Source organism: Streptomyces sp. NPDC096311, assembly GCF_044763085.1.
Classification (GTDB): Bacteria; Actinomycetota; Actinomycetes; order Streptomycetales; family Streptomycetaceae; genus Streptomyces.
On record NZ_JBIWFN010000007.1, the window covers coordinates 1 to 17,096 of the forward strand.

The following is a 17,096-nucleotide window of genomic DNA, read 5'->3' on the forward strand; positions in this document are numbered from 1 at the left end:
GAACGACAGCGGCCCCACCGCGGTCGTACCCCCGCGCTCCTGACTGCGGGACACCGTCTCGTCCGCACTCGCCACCGCGAAATACGGCGTCCACGCGACGGCCGTGTTCACCCCGAAGTTCACCTCCGAGATCCCTGCGACCGGGACCCGCTGCACGCTCGCGACCCGGTACTGGTCTCCCAGCGTGCGGCCCATGCGCCACTCCCAGCCCAGCACGGCGCGGTAGAAGTCCTCCGCCGCCTGCAGATCGCGTGTGGCCAGGCTGACCCAGCAGGGTGCTCCGAACACCGAGTGACTGGCGGTGACCTCACCGTGCAGTACTGCGTCGCTCTTCATCGTCGTACCGCCTGACCTGCCTGACACCACTGTCATCATGGGGCATGGGTCGGCTCCGGACTCGGTGGTCGCCCAAGAGCCGGGTGCCCCTTCGAACGAGCGGCAACCGCTGTTCCGCGCGCACCGCGCAGCGACCGACGCCAGACGAGTCGAACTGCCTGCCGTGGCGCGCAACAGACCGAGGCGGTCGGGGCTGTCCGACCGCCTCGATTCGGCTCACGCAGCCGAACCACAGGTGGTGCCGACCGACGAGATCTTCGGACTCGGCGTTCGCTCGGCTCGGTGCGTCCCGTCGAATGTGTCGCCGGAGCGAGCAGTCCTACCGGCCGGTCCTCTTCACACGGTCCGCCGCCTTTTCCGCGGTCTCCTGCGTCTTACCGACGATCTGCTCACCACGGCCTTCGGCCTGCATGCCCTCGTCGTCCACGGCCTTGCCAGTGGTCTCTTTCATCTTTCCTTTGACCTGCTTGGCCTTTGCCTTCGCCTTGCTCATGACTCGTTGCCCTCCAATGAGGCTCGAATTGTTGCTTAAACCATGCGCTGGGCACGACGGCTCCGCAACCGAGCCACAAGGCGGTGGCGCAGCCGTGTCCGCGAAATGCGGCAGCACCAAGAAATGCCAGGACGAAACAGATCGAGGGCGAGATGAGGGAGGCCTCTCGGTAAAGTCCTGGGCTACCAACCCATGCAGCGGCCAGGCCGGCGAACAGCTTCGCGGCAAGGCCCGAGAGGGACAGGGTGGAAGCAATCCCGCCCGGCGGAGATGGGGCACGTCCGCTGGAGTGGTGGATCCACGGCCACTCGGTGAGCTCACTTGTGGGCTGTGCGGTGAGTTCGGCGGGTAGGGCAGTCTCGTCTGTTTCTGACCCGATCGGGTGGAGGCGGGCCTTGGTCAGCAGGTCGAGTCCCCTGCAGCGGCGAGCCTCGGTCCATGCGGTGCGCAGCCCGTCCTTGTCGCACTCCCATGGCGCACACCGTGTCTCGACCACCCGGTCGGCGGTGTCGGAGTGCGGCCTGAGCTGCCGTGTGCGCCGACATGGCGGCCCGGCCACGCGCCGGCCGATCGGCTCCGGTCAGCTGTCGGCTCCTCGTGGATCGGATCGGTGACCTGACGCTCCAGCACCGCCCGGTAGGAACGCAGGGTGCTGCGCGGTCGGCGGCAGGTGACGCGCATCCTGTGCACCGAGTCCGGCAGGCCGCGGCGTACCGCGGGATCGAGGTCCACCAGGGCGTGCACATGTCCGTCCACATACCGGAGGACCTCTTCGGCGGCCGAGCCGGATACGACGACCTCGGCACGTGCGTCCGGCAGACGCCACGCTCCCGTTCCTGTTTCCTCCAGGGCCCGGCTCAGCTTGGACGGACTACTCGCACGGTCGATGCCCTTCTTGCGCAGCACCTCGTCCACGAGGTCGAGCAGCAAGGGATCGGCGTCCTCGGCGAGTTCGACCTCCACCTCAGTCCATGAGGCCGGTGTGGCCGTGGCCAGAAGGGACTCCGCGCGGACTTTGTCGAGGCTCAGCTCGGCGAGGACCGCGCCTTCGGAATCGACGAGGTGCTGCGTGCTGCGTGTGGACCGGATACGGACCACTGGCCTCAGCTCCACCCCTCGGGTGCGACAGAGCGCCAGGTCACGCCGCATATGCAGCCTCCGACAGGAGGCCTGGCCGAGGACCGCACCGGAGGCCATGGTCGTGAAGGGCCTTCGCCGGTGCTCTGGGCACTCATACCGTGGCGGCTCGGGCGGCGATACGCGTCACCGTGACCGTGACGGTGACCGGCTCCGCGACGCCGTGGGTGGCGAGGTGGGAGGTGACGGCGGTCCGTACCCGGTCGTGGACGTTCTTGGCGGTGTCCAGGGCTCGGTGGTCCTCGGCCAGGACACAGCGCACCTCGATGCGCCATCCCGAACCGGCCGGCGCCCGGTCGGCGCGGATGCCCGCCTCGGGCGGCATGCGGTGTGGCATGGTGTCCGTCCGGGTGGGCGCGGCGGCTGCCGCGAGACAGTGGGCCAGGCGGGGTTGCAGGCCATTCACGCCGGGAACCGCGAGGGCTGCCTCGGCCGCGACGCCGAGGAGCATGGTCGTGCCGGAGGCGGTCATCACGTGCCCCCGCCCGTAGGGTCGCCGGCGCTCAGGGGTGGCCACAGCTCCAGAACGTCGACCACGGTGATGTCGACGGCCGTCACTGCCAGACCCAGATCCCGTCCGGCCGAGTCGAGGACCGATTGGCGTACCTGATCAACCCGGTCGGGCAGCGGGCGGTCGAGGGCAGCGGCCAGGGCCATGGTCACCCGCACCTCGGTGCCATGGTCCGCGGGTACGAGCCGACAGGTCGCGGCCCTCACCCCGGGGACCGTGTCCGCGGCCTGCCGCAGTACCTTCGCGGCAGCGTTCTCGGCGATTCGCAGGTCCCGGTCCGGGTCGGCCAGGGGCAGCAGCCGTCCGAGCCGGATCTCTGCCCTGACGACGTTCATGACACGGTCGGCGAGTGCCTGCAGGCCGGGAGGGTCTTTCTCACGCAGCGCCCGGGCAGCCGCGTTCACTGTGGCCAGTCCCTCGGCCGCCTCGCGGCAGTGGGGACAGGACACCGTGTGCGGGTCCGCGGCCGGCGCGGCGTCCTGCACCTGTTCCCAGACCCGGCTGAGCAGTCGGCCGCAGGGCAGTACCTCATCATCCGCGAACGGGGGCACGTCGGCGTCCATGGGGCTGGTGCGAGGCCCGTCCGCATGGGGCGGTCCGGACGGCCGGGCCTGCGGGTCGTCTAGCGCCATGGGCCCATCGCCTCCTGCAGGGATCGGCGTGCTCTGAACAGTCTGCCGCGCACCGTCTGCTCACTGGTCCGTGTCACGTGGGCGATCTCGTTGTAGGGCAGGCCCTGCAGTTCACGCAGGATCCAGCAGGTCCGCTGGTCGGCGTCCAGCTCGGCAAGCGCGCGGGACAGGGCCTCGGTGGCCGCGTCCTGCTCGGCGGACCGGGCGGGCTGGCTCCTCGCGTCGCCCGTCGCGGGTTCGGCGACGGTGTCCAGGGGGAGGGGCGGCGGTCGGCGCCGCCGTCGCATGGTCAAGCAGCGGTTGATGGTGATCCGGTACATCCAGGTGCTGAACTCCGCGTTGTGACGGTACTCCGGTAGACGCCGCCAGGCGCTGACGAAGGCGTCCTGAACGGCCTCTTCGGCGTCCTGGGGGTTGCCGAGCAGGCCACGGGCCAGGGCCAGGAGGGACCGGTTGTGCCGCTGGACGAGAACGGCGAAGGAGTCTTCGTCTCCCTCGGCCGCCCGCACGGCAAGCACTCCGTCCGGCAGGTCGCATCCCAGCCGTGGGAAAGCAATACGTTGAATCATGACGCTCTCGCAGGGGGCTCGGAAAGAGCGTGTACCCCTGCCACACCCGTGTGATGCACATCACACGTCACGTCTGTGAGAGGTACGCCGCCCCGGGTGTCCAACCTCTTGAGAGACACCACGCGGGTGTCACACCGAGCCACTCGAGGCGACCGCCATGACGGACAACATCACCAGCGTCAGCGGGGGCAGCCGGCCCGACACAGGCGTGAGCGCCCTGAAGGGCCGTACCGGGGCCGGAGCACCGGCCGAGACACGGGGGAAGACCACCATCGCGGACGGTGTGGTGGCCAAGATCGCGGGCATGGCCACACGCGAGGTACCGGGCATCCACAGCATGGGAGCGGGGATGGCCCGCGCCTTCGGCGCGATGCGGGAACGTGTCCCCGGCGGAGGCGGAGGCGTCACGCGCGGAGTGAAGGTCGAGGTCGGCGAGCGCCAGGCCGCGGTGGACCTGGACGTCGTCGTCGAGTACGGCGTCTCCATCGTCGACGTCGCCGGCGCCGTACGCACCAACGTGATCAGCGCCCTGGAACGAATGACGGGACTGGAGGTCGTCGAGGTGAACATCGCCGTCGACGACGTCCACCTCCCCGACGAGGAGGAAGAGGCCGAGCGGGACGAGGGCCGCGTGCGGTGACCGACCGCCGTGACCACGGCCATGCCCTGGGCATGAGCGGGTGCTCACACGGACGATCACGTTCGCGAGACGGGTGAGTGGATGATGAACGCAGCGACGACGGGCCTCGCGGCCGGCGTGGCTCTGGGCTTCGCCGGATACTTCGGAGGCTTCTGGGCATTCCTGCTGGTTCTGGTTCTGGGTGCGGTGGGACTGATCGTCGGCCTCGTCGTGCAGGGCGACCTCGACCTCCATATGCGGAGGCAGCGGTGAGTACCCGGCCCGGTTCCCAACCCCCTGGCGAAGAGGCTGGCCCACCCAGGCGATCCCCCGAGCTGCCGCCTCCGGCCGAACGGGGCGCCACCGTCATCCCGGAAAGGGTGGTCGCCCGTATCGCCGCCAGGGCCGCACGCACAGCCCAGTCCCGGCGCGCCGCCATACCGCCCGACCGGAGCGGGCCGGCGGCACCCAGCGCCTCCGCAGCTGTCCGTACCGGATCGGTGCGCCTGCACCTGGCCATGGACCTGCCCTACCCCACCGACATCCCCCACGTCTGCGTGCGGATCCAGCGCGACGTCGCCGAACGGGTGACTCAGCTGACCGGCTTGGAGGTGGGAGAAGTCACCCTCACCGTCCGGCGGCTGGTGACCGCCGCCGACGCTAACCGGGGACGGGTCCGATGAGGCGCCTCGCGGCCCGGGCCGCATGGCACACCGCGAAGAAAGGAGGACCGGAATGACACCCGACCCGGACCCTCCCGCATGCAGCTCCACGCCATCCGCGCGCCGTGCCACCGCACCGATGACGAAGGAGCTTGAGGAGCCGGAGGAGCCGAGAGAGCCCGGTCCACCCGAACACGACGCGCCCCTTCCGCCGGACTTGGCGACGGGCGAGCACGACAGACGACACCGGACCCACCGCCCGTGGTCCGCGCGCCGCATTCCGGCCGCACTGGTCGCCTCGGTGATTCTCGTGGCGGCGGCCGCGGCGCTGTTCGACGTCGTCGCCGTACAGGCAGGACGCCCCGCGGGCGCCTGGCGACGGCACCTGGCCGACGAACTGGCCACCCGCCCCTTGGACGACGTGTGGGTGCTCACGGGGGCCGCCGTGGCCGCCGCGCTCGGCATCTGGCTGATCGTTCTGGCCCTCACCCCCGGCCTACGTCACTGGCTGCCCCTGCACTCCCCCGCGCCCGGGCTGCGGGCCTCCCTGGACCGCGACGGCGCCGCCGACCTGCTGCGCGACGCCGCCATGCGGGTCCCGGGAGTCAGCACTGCTCGCATCCGGGTGCGCCGCCACCGCGTCAAGGCCCGCGCGGACGTCCGCTTCCGCGACCCCCAGCAGGTGAAGGACGACCTCACCGCGGTCCTCGACGAGGAGCGCGACCGGTTCGCGCTCTCCCGACCTCCCCGCGTCGTCGTACGAGTGCGGCGACGCACCGACTGAGCGAAATCCCCCAACACCGGAGCCCACATCATGACGCCGCGAACCGTACTCAACCGCGGTCTGCTGGCCCTCGCCGGACTGGTACTGCTCGGCGGCGGTCTGCTGATTCTCTTCGCCGGGCTCGACGTCTACCGGCGACACGATCTGGTCCCGCCCGTCGGCTGGCCCCTGACCACCCCGCACGACGTCCTGCTCGGGTCCGCCGACCGGGCCCGCTGGAGCGGTCAGGGCTGGTGGTGGTGGCCCGCCGTCATCGCCGCCCTCACGATCGTCGCCCTGCTCGCCCTTTGGTGGCTGCTCGTCCAACTGCACCGACGCCACCCCGGAGCGCTGCCCGTCGGCGGCACACCCCCGCAGGAAGGCGTCGAACTGCGCGACCACGCGCTCAGCGACGCGATCGCCGCCGAATCCGGTGCCCTGCCCGGGGTTGAGCAGGCGGCCGTACACATCACTGGCCGCGCTGCCCACCCCCGCACCCACATCGTGCTTGCTCTCACCCCCCAAGGTGCACCCGGCGCCACCCTCGACGCCCTGTGCGAAGGCCCGCTCCGTACCGCTCGTCGGTCCACCGGCTCTCCCCACATGCACACCGAGGTCCGGCTACAGGTCGCCCACCACAAACCGCACCGCGCGCAGTAAGGCAGGAGACCGACCATCCATCCTGTGGACCATCCGAGAACTCCTTTCGATGCAGGGCTTGTTGGCCCGCGATATCCGCGACCAGTGAGACCTCGATCCCCGGAAGAAGGAATGGTCGACGTCGACGCTGCCGACGCAGGCACCGAAGCGCTCCCAGTTGCCGGGCCCCGCGGGCAGGCGCACGGTGAACAAGGATGTGTCGGTCCTGGACGGGCCGCGTTTCCCAGCGTCTTCGAGAGGACGGCGATTCTGATGGCCAAGGCCCATGCGAAGGTGCACCAGATCAGGGGCAAGATGAAGGAGACTCTCGGCAAGGCCCTGGGGGACTCATCGATGCAGCAGGCTGGGCGTGGGGAACAGCTGCGCGCCAAAGCACATGAGGTGACGGAAAGGGCGACGGGCCACCTTCGTAAGCGGAGCGGGCACTGATCGCGGGCGTACGGCCGGCCCGTACGCCTTGGGGCTCAGTACTGGCGCCCGCCGGTACTGGTCAGACCGTACGAGCCCGCCCATGAGCCGAACGCCAGCCGACTCCCGAAGCAGGTCCGGGGAATCGCTCGGCTCGGGCCGTTTCAGGCCTCGCCCTCCTCGTCGTACTCGTCCTCTGGCTCCTCCTCGTCGTACTCCTCTTCTTCCCCTTCTTCGTCGGGCGTCTCCTCGTCTTCTTCTTCGTACGCCTCCTGCTCCTCGTCCTCCCCTGCCGCTTCCTCCTCTTCCAGGGCTTCCTCGTGGCTGCGGATCACCTCGCCGTCGCGGATCTCTCCGCGCCAGCCCTCGACTTCCTCGTCCGCGAACGTGACGTAGCGCTGGAAGTTCTTGAAGTCCAGCCGCAAACGGCGTCCTTGGGCACGCCACAGGTTGCCCGTCTTCTCGAAGAGACCTGATGGGTAGTACTCGACGACAAGCACGATCCGCGTCAGGTCGGGCGTGAGTTCGTGGAAACTGACACAGCCGTGAGTAGTGCCCTTCGCGCCCTCGGAGCTCCACACGATGCGCTCGTCCGGCACCTGTTCCTGAACTGTCGCCTTCCAACCGCGAGTCGAGGGACCAACCTTCACCTTCCAGTCACTGGCGGTCTCGTCGTTCCGGGACACACTCCGTACGCCTTTGGTGAAGTCGCTGAACTCCTCGTACTGGGTCCAGTAGTTGTACACCACGCGGATCGGCACACCCACGTCCAGCACTTCAATGATGTTCATCACCTTGGTGCTGCCGGACTTGCCTCCGCGTCCTCCGCCGAAAACGTTCTTGACCTTGTCCATCACATTGTCTTTGAGGCCCTTGGCCTTCTCACCGACGAACGCCTTCAAGGGGGAGTCACCTTGGAGGATGCGTCCGCCGATGCCGACAAGAGATCCGCCGTTCTCGGCCGTATCAAGGAGTTGGTCGGTGACATCCCCCAACTTCTCCCCGGCCTTGTCGACGAGATGTTCGACCTGAGCACCGAGGAAGTCGGTCAGTTCGTCGCGCAACATTTCGAGGCCGGAACCCTCTCCCCGGCTGGAGTCACGCTCTTTGTCGGCCATGACCTACCTCCGCCGCGTGGGAGTCTTCTTGGCAGTCGCCTTCTTCGCGGGAGCCGCCTTCTTGGACGGAGCCTTCTTCGCGGACGCGCTCTTCGCCGGTGCCCTCTTCGCCGCCGCCTTCTTGGCAGGGGGCGCAGACTTCTTCGCGGTCCGCTTCGCCGGCGCGGACTTCTTGGCGGCGGTCTTCTTGGCCGCGGGCCTCTGCGCTGCCGACTTCTTGGCCGGGGGCCTGTGCGCCGCGGTCTTCTTCACGGGAGCCTTCTTCTCGGGAGGCCTCCTCGCAGGAGTCCTCTTCCTCGCCGGAGCAGCTTCCTTGGCGGCCGCCCTACGTGGAGAGGGTGTGGCCGGGTGCTTCTGTCCCGCTACGCGGTGGCGACGACGCCGTGGCGGCTCCTCCTCAGCCTCTTCCTCTGGCTCTTCCTCCTCTTCTTCTTCCTCCTCCGCTTCTGCCTCTGGTTCTTCTTCCTCTGGTTCTTCTTCCTCTTCTTCGAATTCCCCCTCAGGCTCTTCCTCGCCCTCTTCCTCCTCCGGTTCCTCCTCGTCTTCGTAGCGGTCCTCGCCCTCCTCCGGCTCTTCCTCGCCCTCTTCCTCCTCGCCCTTCTCCTCGCCGATGCGCAGCGTGCGCTCATGGAGAGAGTCGGCGAGGTCGGCGAGGCGCCGGTCGGCGGTGGCGGCCAGGGCTTTGCGTCCGGCGTCCAGTAGTTCGCCGCGCACCTGCTCGTTCAGCTCGGCGACCCCAGGAACGTCACCGAGTTTCTGCAGACCGGCCGTCATCAGCTGCTGCGGATCGAGCCCAAATCGGCGACCTGCGAGATAGGTTGCCAGCCCGAAGGCGACGCGGGCTTTCTTCGTACGTCCGAGCACATAGCCAGCTGCGACCGCGGCTGCGAGGCCGATCTTGGTCGTGTCGTTCATGAGCCGGTTCCCTTCGGAAAGGGGAGGTGAACACACTCGAATACGGGCCAACGTCCCCTGCTCAACCAGTGATTGAGACAGAAGCGGATCGCACGCGACGCGTCTCTCGGCCCGCTGAGAGCACCCCGAACACGCCATGCGGCCCCACCGGGGCAGGTCGTGACCCCACCGGGCAGGTTCGCTCAAAGCCATCCATGCCCGACCATATGTACCCCTATATGATGGAATTATAGTGTTCGTGCGTGGAGTCTGGCGCGCGCTCCGACCATCGGAGAGACCATGGCCGCAGCAGAACCCCGGCGACGATCCAGCAGCGGTGGCCGCAGCACGGACCGGGGGACCACAGGTGGCCCCCGGCGACGCTCCGGCAAGGGCAACGCAGCCTGGGCCATTCGTTCCGCAGTCGAACAACTTCAGGAGTTGCTCGGCCGGGCCCCCGAGTCCGTCTCGGCACTGAAATCCACCGAGGCCGGTTGGGAGGCCGACGTGGAGGTACTCGAACTGGAACGCGTCCCCGAAACCACGAGCGTGATGGCTACCTACCGAGTGACGCTGGATAAGGAAGGCGACCTGGTGGAGTACCGAAGGACGCGTCGCTACAGCCGCGGCCAGATCGACCGGCTGGGCTGAGGCCGCAACGGCCATGAAGGGAGGCGCCATGACGGTGGTGCCGCAGAGTGGAGGCGTTGTCGCGCGCGGTGGTGGCGGTGGCACCAGCCTCTACGACGTCTTGGAACTCATTCTGGATCGCGGGCTTGTCATCGACGTCTTCGTCCGCGTGTCACTGGTGGGGATCGAAATCCTCAAGATCGACGCTCGTATCGTCGTGGCCAGCGTCGACACCTATCTGCGTTTCGCCGAGGCATGCAACCGTCTCGACCTCGAGACCGGGAGGAAGGCACCCGCCCAGTTGACCGACATCGTCGGAGAGACGGTGGAGAGCGGGGCCAAGGGCAAATCCAAGGGGGCCCTCTCAGGCGCGGCGGAAGCGGTCACCGATTCCCTCAAGGGGATCACCGGTCGTGACGACGAGGAGGAAGAGGAGGAGGAAGAAGAAGAGGGCAAGGAAAAGGAACCCGTGGAGAGGCGACGGCGGCCGGCTCGGCGCACCTCCCGACGTGAGCGCGAATAAGGCTCACCCGGCGAGAAGGAATGAGCCATGGCCGTATACATCTACTCCATCACCGGCAAGCAGCACCCGCTCCACCTCGACGGTCTCGGCGGAGTCGGTGAGTCACCGGCGGCCTTGCGGGCAGTGACGGCGGGACCGCTGTGCGCGGTGGTCAGCGATGCGCCGGAGGATCTACGCCCCAAGCGCCGCGACATCATCGCGCACCAGGAAGTACAGAAGCGCCTCATGGCTGACGGCACCGTGCTCCCCATGCGGTTCGGCCTCATCGCCGAGAACGACGAGGCCATCCTGCTGGCTCTGGAGCAGAATGCCGCGGACTATACGGACCGGCTTCAAGTACTGGAGGGGTGCACCGAGTACCACCTCAAGGCATCGCAGGACGAAGACGCGCTGCTGCGGCAGGTCCTGCAGGAGTCGGACATGGCGCGAGAACTCAATGAAGAGATCCGCGGCGGCACCGCCGACCCCGACGCATCGCTGCAACTCGGTGAGCTGGTCGCCCAAGAGGTGCAGGCACGGCAAGAGACGTTGGCGGCGGGTGTGATCGAAGCACTGCGCCCCTTCGCCCGGACGCTCGAAACATCCCAGCCGACGGGTTCGGACTTTCTCAACGTGTCGTTCCTGGTGACCGAGGACCAGGAAGAGGCATTCGTCACCTCGGAGTTGAGCTTCGCCCACCAGATGGGCGACGACTTCGACTTCCGGCTCAACGGCCCCCTGCCCCCCTACAGCTTCGTCTGAGGAGTTCTCATGGGCCTGCTCACACAGCTCGTCACCCTTCCCCTGGCGCCCGTGCGCGGCGTCGTATGGGTGGTGGAGCGCGTCCGGGAGGAAGCCGAGAACCAGTACTACGACCCCGCGCCGGTGCACCGCGAACTCGCCGAGCTCGAACGTCTCCTCATCGCAGGCGACATCGACGAGGAGACGTTCGACCGGCGTGAGGACGAACTGCTCGACCGGCTGGAGGAGATCCGTGCCTATCGGCAGGGCTGACACTCCTGATCCGGCGCGAGGGAATACGAGGCCGCAACCGTGACTGAACCCCTGGCCAACAGGCTTGGTTCCTATCCGTCCCGAGCAGCGCCCCCCTACGGGCAGGGCTCCTCCGCGAATCTCGCCGACATCCTTGAACGGGTTCTCGACAAGGGCATCGTCATCGCAGGCGACATACAGATCAACCTTCTCGACATCGAGTTGTTGACCATAAAGCTGCGCCTCCTGGTCGCCTCCGTCGACAAAGCGAAGGAGATGGGCATCGACTGGTGGGAGCACGACCCCTCGCTGTCCTCTCGGAGCAGGGGTGAACACTCACTGGCCGAGGAGAACCGCCGGTTGCGGGCCGAGATCGATGCCATCCGCCAGGGCAACGCCCTCCCCGCAAAGGAGGAAGTGACCCGGGACACGCGCAGCCGTCGCCGGGGAAGTGCTCGCGATGAGTGACTTGCTGACGTACGCGTATGCGGTGGTACGCAACGCCGAGGGACTGCGGGAGGCAGCCGCACCGCTCCGAGGCGTCGCCGACACCCCGGTCAGCCTCGTCACCGACTCCGGTGACGATCAACTGGGGCTCGTGGTGAGCCATGTGCCCGGACAGGACTTCCAAGAGGACGCGCTCAAGCAGCATCTCGAGGACCTGGAGTGGCTGGAGGCGGTGGCCCGCGCTCACCACGGCGTCATCGAAGTTCTGGGCGAGCACACCACCGTGCTTCCGCTGCGCCTGGCGACCGTCTATCTCGACGAGAACCGGGCTCGGGAGGTGCTGGAAGCCGGGCGGACCATGTTCGCGGAGCGCCTGGCCCAGCTCTCCGAACAGGTCGAATGGGGGGTCAAGATCTATGTCGAATCGTCTGCGGTCCCCGCGGCGCCGACTGTTCCCGCGGCAGACCTGACTCCCGGGCGCGCCTATCTGCGTAACCGCCGGCAACAGCAAAATGTTCGCGACACCGTGTACCAGGCGGCGCAGAAGGCCGCAGAGCGGATGGAGACCGCGGGCCGCAAGCACGCCTCCGACCGTGTCCGGCATCGCGCACAGCAGGGGCTTCTCGCCGACGCGGCCGGCGCCGTCGGCGAAAACGTCGTCAATGACGCCTACCTTGTGCCCCTGAAGCGTTGCGAAGCTTTCCTGGCCGACGTGACACATGCCGCTGACGGGCTGGACGGGGTGCGGGTCGAGGCCACCGGCCCCTGGGCTCCGTACTCCTTCGCCATGCCACTCGGTGAATCCGGCGGTGCTGAGGGAGCACCTCCGTGATCACGCCTGGCCCTGCGCCCGAGGCGGAGCGTCTGCCTCAGCGGCAGGTCGCTCTCATCGATCTGTTGGACCGACTTCTGAGCGGTGGGGTCGTCCTCACCGGTGACGTTGTGCTGTCCATCGCGGACATCGATCTGGTACGCGTCTCACTGCGTGCCCTGATCGTTTCCATCAGCGAGCAGAATCCCTCGCCATGGACGAGGACTGATCCGCTGCGAGGCGGCGACCATGACAACTGAGGGGGAGAGCCGGCGACCGCGCCGCGCCAACGAGGTCGCGGAGGCCGCCGCGCGCGCCTTCCGGCTGCTGCCCGCCGCCCCGCGCGACCTGGACTCGCCGGCCGGCAAGGGCTCGCGTTCCCCGGCCCGGCGGATCAGCTCCGACCGCGACACCGTCGAACGGGACCTCATGAAGCTCGTCCTCACTCTCGTGGAACTGCTGCGCCAGCTCATGGAACGACAGGCCCTGCACCGCGTCGACCAAGGAGACCTCACCGACGAACAGGAAGAACGCCTGGGAGCGACCCTCATGCTCCTCCACGACCGCATGAGCGACCTGTGCGCCCAGTACGGACTGACCATGGAGGACCTCAACCTCGACCTCGGGCCGCTGGGCACCCTGCTGCCGCCCTCCGACTGAACCCCGGCAACATGGCAGTTCCGAGAGCGAGTGCCCTCGGTCCAGCCGCACAAAAGAGCGGCCATGTGCGACGTTCTGGATCACGGGCACTCCGTCCACATGGATCTCTGGTCGAAGGAACCGCCACTGCCGCCGAGCCGGGGCCCGAGCGCCCCTTCCTCGAGGCCCTGCGCCACCAGGCGACACGGCATGAACGCGCCACCGAGGCGCTGGACGAACCGCTCGTCGAGCCCGTGGACGGCATCGGAGTCGGATTGACGGCGGCGACGCGACCACATCGGTTTCCTTCTTGCTCCGGAGGCGGCGGAGAACCTCGCCGACGACCGAACCACTCTGCTGTCGTTGAACGACGCGCGTGACATCACCCCGGGCCACCCAGCCGGCTGACCGTCCTCAGACCTGACACCGTCAAGCGTCGGTTTCCGATCCAACGCGGTTCAAGCCCTACGGGGAGAGTCCACCGGGCCACGGTTCCACCACCCGCACGGGCCGCTTCACGAGTATCAACCTGGGGTTCCCGCATCCGCCGCCCGCCGTCCCGCGGGCCCCGCACGGGACACGCCTGTCCATGGTGACCGACGGCCTCGTGGAGAAACTTCTGAGCTCATGGATCGCCTCCTCAGCAGTCTCCTCGTCGCCCTGATAGAGCGCCCTGATCAGCTCAGGCACGTCCTCGGCGGAGCCGTATGCGTGCGTCAGGGCGTGCCACTGCACGTTGTCCGGTTCGGCCGGATGTTTCATGCTCACACTCCTCAGCTGATCAAGTGCGCCGGCCATACCGATCACCACTGACAGCTCTGCAGCGAGAGGGCCCGGTGCGGATCTCCTGCATGGCCCAAGAGCTCCAACCGAGCTCGGCCCAGCCGATCAGCTCCTGGGCCGGAGGAGGCCGGGCAGGATTCTCAGAAGTCCGCGCGGATCACCCGACGGAGTCGGCGTACTCCTCGCCCCGGTCGGCTTCCGGTGTCACCGGCCCCTCCTGGCGGTGCTTGCCGGTAGCCCGGCGGCCGGGCAGGACCGCCAGGACGATCAGGGTTCCGGCCGCCATGATAACGCCGCCGATGAGGCTGGTGTGGGCGATGGCGTGGGCGAACGACTCGTGGACCGCGCCAATCAGGGTCTGGGCCTGCTGGGGTCCGCCGCCCGGGTTCTTCGCGACCTGTTCGGCGACCGCGAGGCCGCCGCCCACCGAGTCCTTGGCGGTGTCCATCGCGGCGGGCGGGAGGTGGCCGCCGAGCAGGTCGGTCAGCTTGTCCTTGTAGGACGTGGCGAGGAGCGAGCCGAGGATGGCGATGCCCAGGGAGGCGCCGAGTTCCAGCGCGGTGTCGTTGGCGCCGCCGCCGACGCCCAGCTCCGACTCGGGGAAGGAGCCCATGATGGTGTCGGTGGCCGGGGACAGGCTCAGACCGATCGCGAAGCCGAGCAGCAGCAAAGGCGCCAGGAAGTCGGTGTAGGCCGAGCCCGACTCGATCCGCGTGAGCAGGAAGACGCCTGCGGTGCCGACCACCATGCCGGTTCCCACCACCGGCTTCACGCCCAGCTTCGGGGCCAGTCGTCCGGTCACCGCGGCGCCCGCGAAGACGGCCCCGGCCAGCGGCAGCAGTCGTACGCCGGTGTCCAGCGCGTTGTAGCCGAGGACGAACTGGAGGAACTGGGTGGCGTAGTAGATCGAGCCGAAGGTGCCGAAGAAGAAGAACAGCACCGAGAGCATGGAGCCGCTGAAGGGGCGCTCCTTGAACTTGCGTACGTCGAGCATGGGGTGCGGGTGGCGCAGCTCCCACGCGACGAAGGCCGGCAGGCCGAGACCGGCGACCACGGCCGCGGTGATGGGGCCGGTGCCCCAGCCGAAGTGCGGGCCCTCGATGGTGGCGTAGACCAGGCTGCCGACGGTGGCGATCGAGAGCAGACCGCCGACGTAGTCGATCCCGCCCATCTTGTCCGCCTTCGACGGCGGCACCAGGAGCAGTGCGCCGACGACGCCGACCACCGCGATGGGGACGTTCATCAGGAAGGTCGAGCCCCAGGCGTGGTTCTCCAGCAGCCAGCCGGCCGCCAGCGGACCGGCGGCGATGGCGAGGCCGGAGGTCGCGCTCCAGGCCGTGATGGCCTTGGCGCGCTCCGCCCTCGGAAAGATCGCGACGAGCAGCGACAGGGTGGCCGGCATCACGACGGCGGCGCCGACACCCATGATCGCGCGGGCGGTGATGACCAAGCCGGTCTCGTCGACCAGGCCGCCCATCACCGAGCCGCCCGCGAAGATCAAAAGGCCCAGGATCAGCGCGCCGCGGCGGCTGTACTTGTCGCCGATCGAGCCCAGAACGAGCATCAGCGCGGCGTAGGGGACGGTGTAGCCGTCGATGACCCACTGCAGGTCACTGCTGGACAGGCCCAGGTCCCGGGTCATGGCGGGCGCGGCCACGATCAGCGATGTGTTCGCCATGACCACGATCAGCAGGCTCAGGCACAGCACCAGCAGGGCCCACCAGCGTCGTGGGTACGGCTCCGTCATCTTCTCGGCGGGCGTGTGGGCAAAGAGCGGCATCGGAAGCTCCTCAGGGCGAAGCGGCAGCTTCAAGGGGGTGGTGGGTCTGCAGGAGCAGTGCGGGCACGGCCACGGCACTGCTGGCAGATATTTGCTCAACGATGTGCAGACTAGTTTGTTGCCCATTGATGTGCAAGTATCGAAGTGCCCTCCCCCGTCGACCGGAGGTCCGACATGATCAGTCCACGCGTCACAGGCGGCGAGCGCCGCCAGACACAGCTCACCCGGGCCCGCATCCTCGAAGCGGCAAGGCAGCAGCTCGGCCGCGATCCCGACAGCAGCCTCAGCGACATCGCCGAGGCAGCCGGCGTGGTGCGTCGTACCGTCTACGACCACTTCGCCGGCCGGTCCGCGCTGGTCGAGGGGCTCGTCACGGACGCCGCGGAAGCGCTGCGACGGGCACTGGCGGCCGTGACGATCCGCGATCCCTGCGCCGCAACCGACATGGCCCGCTTCGTCCTGGCCCTGTGGCCCGTCGGCGACCGCTATCGCATGCTGCTGAGACTCGCGCCTCAGGACCTGGGAGCGGAACGCGTGAACGAAGTCCTCGCCCCTGCCCGTGACATGGCGGCGTCGATCATCGAGCGGGGGCAACGGCAGGGCGTCTTCCGGACCCGCGTCCCGCCCGGGCCGCTCAGTCGGGCACTCGAAGGGCATCTGCTGGCGCTCCTGGAGTGCGTGAACGCCGGAACCTGGCGCGACGACGGCACGCGCACCGCGACCGCCGCCCTGATCGCGGTGGGGGCGGACGTCGACCTCGCCGCGGCGCAGGTCCGCCGGCTCGGCCGTCCCGAGCCCGTCGGCGCCTAGAAAACCCGTCCGAGTCCGAGTCCCAGTCCGCCTCCGACTCCGGCGGCTTGGGCGCGCGTCCGGAGATCACTTCCCGAGAGGACCCGAGAGGAAAGCCATGTACCAGTCCCAGCATGACCCGGAGCCCGCGGGCGAGCCGTACTACGGTGACGCCGCCTTGTATGTGAGCTCCCCGGCACCGAGAAGGCGGCGCAGGATCATCGCCGTCGCCTCCCTGGCTGCGGTGCTGGCCGGCGCCGTCGCCGTCGACCGTGTTGCCGCGGCCCGCGCGGAGAGTCGTACGGCGGAGGCGTTCCAGGAGGGCATGGCGACCCCGCAGCGTCCTTCGGTGCACGTCAGCGGCTTTCCCGTACTCACACAGCTGGCCGAGGGCAGCCTGCGGCACGTCGACATCACCGCCCACGACATCCCGGCGAGCGGATCGACCCGGCCGCTACCGGTGACGGAACTGAGCGTCGGCCTCGACGGGTTGAAGACTTCGGGGAGCGCCGGCGAGGCCCGTGCGCGCAGCGTCGAGGCGACCGCCTTCCTGTCGTACGAGGACGTGTCGGGCGCGCTCGGCCTGGAGGTCTCGCAGGGCGACGAGCCGGGCCGGGTGGACGTGCGGGTCGGCCTGCCGCTCGTCGGCGACGTGACCGTGAGTACCGCCATCTCGGCAGTCGGCGCCAACCGCATCGCCTTCACGGACGTCCGTGTCACCCAGGGCGAGTTGATCCCTCCCGTGAAGGCTCTGCTCGACAAGGCCTTGGCCGAGCCCGTCCCCCTCCAGAACATGCCCGAGGGGCTGCACCTGCGGTCGGTCTCCGCGACGAAGAGCGGCATCAGCGCCCGCTTCACCGGCAAGGCGGTCACCTTCCACCCGAGTTCGTCGTCCGCGTGATCCCTCGGGGGTGTCAGGT

The 17,096-nt window shown here is 68.5% G+C and carries 26 protein-coding genes and 1 pseudogene; 16 read left to right on the forward strand and 11 right to left on the reverse strand.

Annotated features, from left to right (window positions below):
- From ACIRA5_RS18750 to ACIRA5_RS18775, 6 genes and pseudogenes are all read right to left on the reverse strand, one after another.
- Positions 1-336: pseudogene (locus ACIRA5_RS18750) on the reverse strand (VOC family protein); the annotation flags it as partial.
- A 319-nt stretch (positions 337-655) separates the two neighbouring features.
- Positions 656-829 (reverse strand): CsbD family protein, encoded by a 174-nt coding sequence (locus ACIRA5_RS18755; RefSeq protein WP_403691951.1) that lies wholly within the window; start codon positions 827-829, stop codon positions 656-658.
- Positions 830-1,228: 399 nt separating this feature from the next.
- Positions 1,229-2,026, reverse strand: a complete 798-nt coding sequence (locus ACIRA5_RS18760) for a CHAD domain-containing protein (protein WP_403691952.1) — start codon at positions 2,024-2,026, stop codon at positions 1,229-1,231.
- 34 nt (positions 2,027-2,060) lie between these two features.
- The gene (locus ACIRA5_RS18765) at positions 2,061-2,438 is read right to left on the reverse strand and encodes a hypothetical protein (protein ID WP_403691954.1); all 378 of its coding nucleotides are present in this window, start codon (positions 2,436-2,438) and stop codon (positions 2,061-2,063) included.
- Positions 2,438-3,109: a hypothetical protein gene (locus ACIRA5_RS18770; RefSeq protein ID WP_403691955.1), complete on the reverse strand. Its 672-nt coding sequence runs from the start codon at positions 3,107-3,109 to the stop codon at positions 2,438-2,440. Before ACIRA5_RS18770 ends, ACIRA5_RS18765 begins: the two co-directional genes overlap by 1 nt.
- On the reverse strand, positions 3,100-3,678 hold the full coding sequence (locus tag ACIRA5_RS18775; RefSeq protein WP_403691957.1) for an RNA polymerase sigma factor: 579 nt from the start codon (positions 3,676-3,678) through the stop codon (positions 3,100-3,102). Before ACIRA5_RS18775 ends, ACIRA5_RS18770 begins: the two co-directional genes overlap by 10 nt.
- 157 nt (positions 3,679-3,835) lie before the next feature.
- Here ACIRA5_RS18775 and ACIRA5_RS18780 point away from each other — a divergent pair, with 157 nt between their 5' ends.
- From ACIRA5_RS18780 to ACIRA5_RS18805, 6 genes are all read left to right on the forward strand, one after another.
- Positions 3,836-4,318 carry an Asp23/Gls24 family envelope stress response protein gene (locus ACIRA5_RS18780; RefSeq protein ID WP_403691959.1) on the forward strand — a complete coding sequence of 161 codons (483 nt, stop codon included), beginning with the start codon at positions 3,836-3,838 and terminating at the stop codon, positions 4,316-4,318.
- Positions 4,319-4,399: 81 nt separating this feature from the next.
- Positions 4,400-4,570, forward strand: a complete 171-nt coding sequence (locus tag ACIRA5_RS18785; protein ID WP_403692769.1) for a hypothetical protein — start codon at positions 4,400-4,402, stop codon at positions 4,568-4,570.
- Between the two features lie 107 nt (positions 4,571-4,677).
- Positions 4,678-4,980 (forward strand): Asp23/Gls24 family envelope stress response protein, encoded by a 303-nt coding sequence (locus tag ACIRA5_RS18790; protein ID WP_403691960.1) that lies wholly within the window; start codon positions 4,678-4,680, stop codon positions 4,978-4,980.
- 52 nt (positions 4,981-5,032) lie between these two features.
- Entirely contained in the window at positions 5,033-5,743 is a 711-nt protein-coding gene (locus tag ACIRA5_RS18795) for a DUF6286 domain-containing protein (RefSeq protein ID WP_403691962.1), read from the forward strand.
- A gap of 30 nt (positions 5,744-5,773) precedes the next feature.
- Positions 5,774-6,382: an alkaline shock response membrane anchor protein AmaP gene (locus ACIRA5_RS18800; RefSeq protein ID WP_403691964.1), complete on the forward strand. Its 609-nt coding sequence runs from the start codon at positions 5,774-5,776 to the stop codon at positions 6,380-6,382.
- A 252-nt stretch (positions 6,383-6,634) separates the two neighbouring features.
- Positions 6,635-6,811 (forward strand): CsbD family protein, encoded by a 177-nt coding sequence (locus tag ACIRA5_RS18805; RefSeq protein WP_403692726.1) that lies wholly within the window; start codon positions 6,635-6,637, stop codon positions 6,809-6,811.
- 143 nt (positions 6,812-6,954) lie between these two features.
- Here ACIRA5_RS18805 and ACIRA5_RS18810 read toward each other — a convergent pair whose 3' ends face one another.
- The gene (locus tag ACIRA5_RS18810; RefSeq protein ID WP_403691966.1) at positions 6,955-7,908 is read right to left on the reverse strand and encodes an SRPBCC family protein; all 954 of its coding nucleotides are present in this window, start codon (positions 7,906-7,908) and stop codon (positions 6,955-6,957) included.
- Positions 7,909-7,911: 3 nt separating this feature from the next.
- A complete protein-coding gene (locus ACIRA5_RS18815; RefSeq protein ID WP_403691967.1) occupies positions 7,912-8,823 on the reverse strand; it encodes a histone protein in 912 nt (303 codons plus the stop codon).
- A 279-nt stretch (positions 8,824-9,102) separates the two neighbouring features.
- On the opposite strand from ACIRA5_RS18815, the gene ACIRA5_RS18820 reads away from it, so the two are divergent.
- Genes ACIRA5_RS18820 through ACIRA5_RS18855 form a run of 8 tightly spaced genes read left to right on the forward strand, consistent with a single transcriptional unit; the run spans position 9,103 to position 12,845 of the window.
- Positions 9,103-9,453, forward strand: a complete 351-nt coding sequence (locus ACIRA5_RS18820; RefSeq protein ID WP_403691969.1) for a gas vesicle protein — start codon at positions 9,103-9,105, stop codon at positions 9,451-9,453.
- A 28-nt stretch (positions 9,454-9,481) separates the two neighbouring features.
- The gene (locus ACIRA5_RS18825; protein WP_403691970.1) at positions 9,482-9,955 is read left to right on the forward strand and encodes a gas vesicle structural protein GvpA; all 474 of its coding nucleotides are present in this window, start codon (positions 9,482-9,484) and stop codon (positions 9,953-9,955) included.
- Between the two features lie 27 nt (positions 9,956-9,982).
- Entirely contained in the window at positions 9,983-10,696 is a 714-nt protein-coding gene (locus tag ACIRA5_RS18830) for a GvpL/GvpF family gas vesicle protein (protein ID WP_403691971.1), read from the forward strand.
- A 9-nt stretch (positions 10,697-10,705) separates the two neighbouring features.
- Positions 10,706-10,948 carry a gas vesicle protein GvpG gene (locus tag ACIRA5_RS18835; protein ID WP_403691972.1) on the forward strand — a complete coding sequence of 81 codons (243 nt, stop codon included), beginning with the start codon at positions 10,706-10,708 and terminating at the stop codon, positions 10,946-10,948.
- Positions 10,949-10,987: 39 nt separating this feature from the next.
- On the forward strand, positions 10,988-11,395 hold the full coding sequence (locus ACIRA5_RS18840; protein WP_403691974.1) for a gas vesicle protein: 408 nt from the start codon (positions 10,988-10,990) through the stop codon (positions 11,393-11,395).
- Positions 11,388-12,206: a GvpL/GvpF family gas vesicle protein gene (locus ACIRA5_RS18845; RefSeq protein WP_403691976.1), complete on the forward strand. Its 819-nt coding sequence runs from the start codon at positions 11,388-11,390 to the stop codon at positions 12,204-12,206. Before ACIRA5_RS18840 ends, ACIRA5_RS18845 begins: the two co-directional genes overlap by 8 nt.
- Positions 12,206-12,445 carry a gas vesicle protein gene (locus ACIRA5_RS18850; RefSeq protein WP_403692728.1) on the forward strand — a complete coding sequence of 80 codons (240 nt, stop codon included), beginning with the start codon at positions 12,206-12,208 and terminating at the stop codon, positions 12,443-12,445. Before ACIRA5_RS18845 ends, ACIRA5_RS18850 begins: the two co-directional genes overlap by 1 nt.
- On the forward strand, positions 12,435-12,845 hold the full coding sequence (locus ACIRA5_RS18855; protein ID WP_403691978.1) for a gas vesicle protein K: 411 nt from the start codon (positions 12,435-12,437) through the stop codon (positions 12,843-12,845). The genes ACIRA5_RS18850 and ACIRA5_RS18855 overlap by 11 nt, the downstream gene beginning before the upstream one ends.
- An 80-nt stretch (positions 12,846-12,925) precedes the next feature.
- Here the strand turns inward: ACIRA5_RS18855 and ACIRA5_RS18860 are convergent, their stop codons facing one another.
- The 3 genes from ACIRA5_RS18860 to ACIRA5_RS18870 form a co-directional block, all read right to left on the reverse strand.
- The gene (locus ACIRA5_RS18860; protein WP_403691979.1) at positions 12,926-13,123 is read right to left on the reverse strand and encodes a hypothetical protein; all 198 of its coding nucleotides are present in this window, start codon (positions 13,121-13,123) and stop codon (positions 12,926-12,928) included.
- Positions 13,124-13,289: 166 nt separating this feature from the next.
- A complete protein-coding gene (locus ACIRA5_RS18865; RefSeq protein ID WP_403691980.1) occupies positions 13,290-13,586 on the reverse strand; it encodes a hypothetical protein in 297 nt (98 codons plus the stop codon).
- A 178-nt stretch (positions 13,587-13,764) separates the two neighbouring features.
- On the reverse strand, positions 13,765-15,387 hold the full coding sequence (locus tag ACIRA5_RS18870) for an MFS transporter (RefSeq protein WP_403691982.1): 1,623 nt from the start codon (positions 15,385-15,387) through the stop codon (positions 13,765-13,767).
- A gap of 174 nt (positions 15,388-15,561) precedes the next feature.
- Between ACIRA5_RS18870 and ACIRA5_RS18875 the strand changes: the two genes are divergently transcribed.
- Positions 15,562-16,197: a TetR/AcrR family transcriptional regulator gene (locus tag ACIRA5_RS18875; protein WP_403691983.1), complete on the forward strand. Its 636-nt coding sequence runs from the start codon at positions 15,562-15,564 to the stop codon at positions 16,195-16,197.
- A 97-nt stretch (positions 16,198-16,294) separates the two neighbouring features.
- Positions 16,295-17,077 carry a DUF2993 domain-containing protein gene (locus ACIRA5_RS18880; RefSeq protein ID WP_403691984.1) on the forward strand — a complete coding sequence of 261 codons (783 nt, stop codon included), beginning with the start codon at positions 16,295-16,297 and terminating at the stop codon, positions 17,075-17,077.
- Positions 17,078-17,096: the final 19 nt, after the last annotated feature.

What these genes read in the sequence shown, in the direction of transcription:
- ACIRA5_RS18755 (WP_403691951.1), bottom strand. Translation starts at nt 829, where the DNA reads ATGAGCAAGGCGAAGGCAAAGGCCAAGCAGGTCAAAGGAAAGATGAAA.
- ACIRA5_RS18760 (WP_403691952.1), bottom strand. Translation starts at nt 2,026, where the DNA reads ATGGCCTCCGGTGCGGTCCTCGGCCAGGCCTCCTGTCGGAGGCTGCAT.
- ACIRA5_RS18765 (WP_403691954.1), bottom strand. Translation starts at nt 2,438, where the DNA reads ATGACCGCCTCCGGCACGACCATGCTCCTCGGCGTCGCGGCCGAGGCA.
- ACIRA5_RS18770 (WP_403691955.1), bottom strand. Translation starts at nt 3,109, where the DNA reads ATGGCGCTAGACGACCCGCAGGCCCGGCCGTCCGGACCGCCCCATGCG.
- ACIRA5_RS18775 (WP_403691957.1), bottom strand. Translation starts at nt 3,678, where the DNA reads ATGATTCAACGTATTGCTTTCCCACGGCTGGGATGCGACCTGCCGGAC.
- ACIRA5_RS18780 (WP_403691959.1), top strand. Translation starts at nt 3,836, where the DNA reads ATGACGGACAACATCACCAGCGTCAGCGGGGGCAGCCGGCCCGACACA.
- ACIRA5_RS18785 (WP_403692769.1), top strand. Translation starts at nt 4,400, where the DNA reads ATGATGAACGCAGCGACGACGGGCCTCGCGGCCGGCGTGGCTCTGGGC.
- ACIRA5_RS18795 (WP_403691962.1), top strand. Translation starts at nt 5,033, where the DNA reads ATGACACCCGACCCGGACCCTCCCGCATGCAGCTCCACGCCATCCGCG.
- ACIRA5_RS18800 (WP_403691964.1), top strand. Translation starts at nt 5,774, where the DNA reads ATGACGCCGCGAACCGTACTCAACCGCGGTCTGCTGGCCCTCGCCGGA.
- ACIRA5_RS18805 (WP_403692726.1), top strand. Translation starts at nt 6,635, where the DNA reads ATGGCCAAGGCCCATGCGAAGGTGCACCAGATCAGGGGCAAGATGAAG.
- ACIRA5_RS18810 (WP_403691966.1), bottom strand. Translation starts at nt 7,908, where the DNA reads ATGGCCGACAAAGAGCGTGACTCCAGCCGGGGAGAGGGTTCCGGCCTC.
- ACIRA5_RS18815 (WP_403691967.1), bottom strand. Translation starts at nt 8,823, where the DNA reads ATGAACGACACGACCAAGATCGGCCTCGCAGCCGCGGTCGCAGCTGGC.
- ACIRA5_RS18820 (WP_403691969.1), top strand. Translation starts at nt 9,103, where the DNA reads ATGGCCGCAGCAGAACCCCGGCGACGATCCAGCAGCGGTGGCCGCAGC.
- ACIRA5_RS18825 (WP_403691970.1), top strand. Translation starts at nt 9,482, where the DNA reads ATGACGGTGGTGCCGCAGAGTGGAGGCGTTGTCGCGCGCGGTGGTGGC.
- ACIRA5_RS18830 (WP_403691971.1), top strand. Translation starts at nt 9,983, where the DNA reads ATGGCCGTATACATCTACTCCATCACCGGCAAGCAGCACCCGCTCCAC.
- ACIRA5_RS18835 (WP_403691972.1), top strand. Translation starts at nt 10,706, where the DNA reads ATGGGCCTGCTCACACAGCTCGTCACCCTTCCCCTGGCGCCCGTGCGC.
- ACIRA5_RS18845 (WP_403691976.1), top strand. Translation starts at nt 11,388, where the DNA reads ATGAGTGACTTGCTGACGTACGCGTATGCGGTGGTACGCAACGCCGAG.
- ACIRA5_RS18855 (WP_403691978.1), top strand. Translation starts at nt 12,435, where the DNA reads ATGACAACTGAGGGGGAGAGCCGGCGACCGCGCCGCGCCAACGAGGTC.
- ACIRA5_RS18860 (WP_403691979.1), bottom strand. Translation starts at nt 13,123, where the DNA reads ATGTGGTCGCGTCGCCGCCGTCAATCCGACTCCGATGCCGTCCACGGG.
- ACIRA5_RS18865 (WP_403691980.1), bottom strand. Translation starts at nt 13,586, where the DNA reads ATGAAACATCCGGCCGAACCGGACAACGTGCAGTGGCACGCCCTGACG.
- ACIRA5_RS18870 (WP_403691982.1), bottom strand. Translation starts at nt 15,387, where the DNA reads ATGCCGCTCTTTGCCCACACGCCCGCCGAGAAGATGACGGAGCCGTAC.
- ACIRA5_RS18875 (WP_403691983.1), top strand. Translation starts at nt 15,562, where the DNA reads ATGATCAGTCCACGCGTCACAGGCGGCGAGCGCCGCCAGACACAGCTC.
- ACIRA5_RS18880 (WP_403691984.1), top strand. Translation starts at nt 16,295, where the DNA reads ATGTACCAGTCCCAGCATGACCCGGAGCCCGCGGGCGAGCCGTACTAC.